Source organism: Kamptonema animale CS-326, assembly GCF_028330895.1.
GTDB classification, from domain to species: Bacteria; Cyanobacteriota; Cyanobacteriia; order Cyanobacteriales; family Microcoleaceae; genus Kamptonema; species Kamptonema formosum.
Genome location: NZ_JAQMUA010000274.1, coordinates 1 through 2677 on the forward strand (window position 1 = coordinate 1; position 2677 = coordinate 2677).

2 protein-coding genes are annotated in these 2677 nt (G+C 43.9%); one reads left to right on the forward strand and one right to left on the reverse strand.

Annotated elements, in window-relative coordinates; genetic code table 11:
* Nucleotides 1–48: 48 nt before the first annotated feature.
* Nucleotides 49–1467: an amidohydrolase gene (locus PN499_RS15815; protein WP_272032986.1), complete on the reverse strand. Its 1419-nt coding sequence runs from the start codon at nt 1465–1467 to the stop codon at nt 49–51.
* 261 nt (nt 1468–1728) lie between these two features.
* Here PN499_RS15815 and PN499_RS15820 point away from each other — a divergent pair, with 261 nt between their 5' ends.
* A complete protein-coding gene (locus tag PN499_RS15820) occupies nt 1729–2502 on the forward strand; it encodes a cysteine hydrolase family protein (RefSeq protein WP_272032988.1) in 774 nt (257 codons plus the stop codon).
* The last annotated feature ends 175 nt before the right edge of the window (nt 2503–2677 follow it).

Here is a 2677-nt window from a genome sequence, read left to right on the forward strand (position 1 = left end):
GCAACCGCCAGGATGGCGGCGTTACATAAAGCGTGCGTAAGTCCTATGTTAAGAATAACCTTGCAATTTCATCACTCGCCGATAGCGTGATTCAATCTCGCTAACCGTTTGAGACTGGCGATCGCCACTCCATTCGCTTTGGTCAAATAACTGCTTCCTTAACTCATCAACATTTATCGTTTTTACCTGACCTTCAGAGACAATTTGTTTGCCATTCACCCAAACACTATCGACTGCTTGAGTTGGGCGACCCAGTATTAATAATCCAATCGGATCGGTACGCGGCAATAATGACAAACTGGTAAGATCGTAAAGTACAAAATCTGCCTTTTTTCCGACAGTTAGAGAACCAATTTCATCGCCCATATTTAAACCTTTAGCACCTCCGATTGATGCTATCTCTACAGACTGGCGCGGTGTAATCCAGTGACGGTAATCTAAATCTGTGATATTGTGCAAAATTGAGCCAATTTTAATCGCTTCCAGCAAATCCTGAGAGTCATTACTAGCTGCACCGTCGCAGCCAAAAGATATATTTACTCCAGCTTGACGATATTTAATCAGCGGTGCAATGCCGCTACCTAATCGTAAATTGCTGAGAGGATTATGTACAACAGTTGACTGAGTTTCTGCCATAATAGTAATATCAGCATCATCCAGCCAAACACAATGAGCCAAAGAAGTTCGCGCACTGAGAAAACCGATTTGTTTCAGATGTTCAACGGCGCTACCACCGTATTTTTCTTGAGCTAATTGTTGTTGAGCACGGGTTTCTAATAGATGAGCGTGGCGGCAAAGATTGTGGCGATCGCTCAATTCTACACAGCCTTCAAACAAGGCATCAGAACACATTTGCATCCCCGTCGGTGCTAACATGATATTCACGCCTTCTTCAGGTCGATGAAACCGAGCGATCGCCTCTTTCATCAACTCTAAAGTTGCCGCTGTCGATCGAATGTAAGGGGCATGATCCATGTCAGCGCCACCAGAAGGCATACCCGCCGTCAGGGATTGATCTTGAATCAGGGGGCCAATGAAAGCGCGAATGCCAATTTCACGGTAAGCGCGATCGGCAGCAGCGATCGCTTCCAACTCTTGTCCCGGAATCAAAACCAAATGATCGACAACAGTTGTACCGCCTGATAGCAGCGTCTCCACCGCTGTACCCAAGGCACTCAGATAAACTTTCTGGGCATCGAGGGGGGTAAAATCGTATAGTTCCGCGATCCACAACTCCAACGGCAGAGGCGGAATGATCCCACGCTGCCACATTTCCGAAGAATGGGTATGTGCATTGACAAAACCGGGCAGTAGCAACTTATTTCTACCATCGATCGCAGTCGTACCCTCCCCAAGAGTTGCCGTTTGATTCGCGATCACCGCGATGCGATCGCCCTCCACCTGCACGTTAGCGGTTTGATAACCGCCTTCAACCGCAATTAAAACATTCTCAATTGTAAAACTCACAGATTAACCCTTCTACAGCACTTAGATCAATTATTATTTAATTTTGAGTTGATTCTTAAAAAAGTGTTAGTGAATACCTATTCTTACTCTAAAAATGGGCTAATACAAGTTAGTCACCACTTACGCATCCTCTACCATTTTCTGTCATTGCGAGTGAAGCGAAGCTTTTCTCTTACCCCGATCCTCTCTTACAATGCGTAAGTCCCGTTTATGAGAAAAAATTGGGTTCAACCATGAAATAATTATCTCAACAGAAACAACATGAATCTCTCATCTCTCCGTACCTTGGGAATACCACCGAATGCCTGGGCAGTTGATGCAAAAATTGCCGATATTACCCGCCCTCCCCTCCCACCTCAACCTGTCACCCTAGAAACAGAAACCAAAACCCTGCGCCTAGATTTAGCAAAAGCTGCCATTTTAGTGATAGATATGCAGAATGACTTCTGTCACCCCGATGGTTGGTTAGCACATATTGGCGTAGATGTAACCCCAGCCCGCAGTCCAATTAATCCACTAAAAATATTATTACCGACATTGCGATCGCAGTCAATTCCTATTATTTGGTTAAACTGGGGAAACCGCCCCGACTTGCTAAATATTAGTGCAGGATTGCATCATGTTTATAAACCCACAGGTGAAGGTATTGGCTTAGGCGATCCCTTGCCTAAAAATGGCAATCCCGTACTCAGGGCAGGAAGTTGGGCTGCTGCTGTTGTGGATGAATTAGAACAGAAACCGGAGGATATTCTTATTGATAAATATCGAATGAGCGGTTTTTGGGATACTGCTTTAGATAGTATATTACGAAACTTAGGTAAAACTACAATTTTCTTTGGAGGAGTGAACGCCGATCAATGCGTAATGGCCACACTACAAGATGCCAACTTTCTCGGTTATGATTGCATATTAGTTAAAGATTGTACGGCTACTACATCTCCAGAATATTGTTGGCAAGCCACCCTTTACAACGTTAAACAATGTTTTGGCTTTGTGTGCGATTCTCAAGCTATATTAAAAGCAGTTAACAGTTAACAGTTAACTGTTAACTGTTAACTGCTGGTGGTTAGTTGTTAGTTGTAATAGATAGCACTAGCCATTAGCCATTAGCCATTAGCCATTACCAATTACCAATTACCAATTACCCATTACCCATTACCCATTACCCATTACCCATTACCCATTACCCATTACCCATTACCCATTACCC

What these genes read in the sequence shown, in the direction of transcription:
- PN499_RS15820 (WP_272032988.1), top strand. Translation starts at nt 1,729, where the DNA reads ATGAATCTCTCATCTCTCCGTACCTTGGGAATACCACCGAATGCCTGG.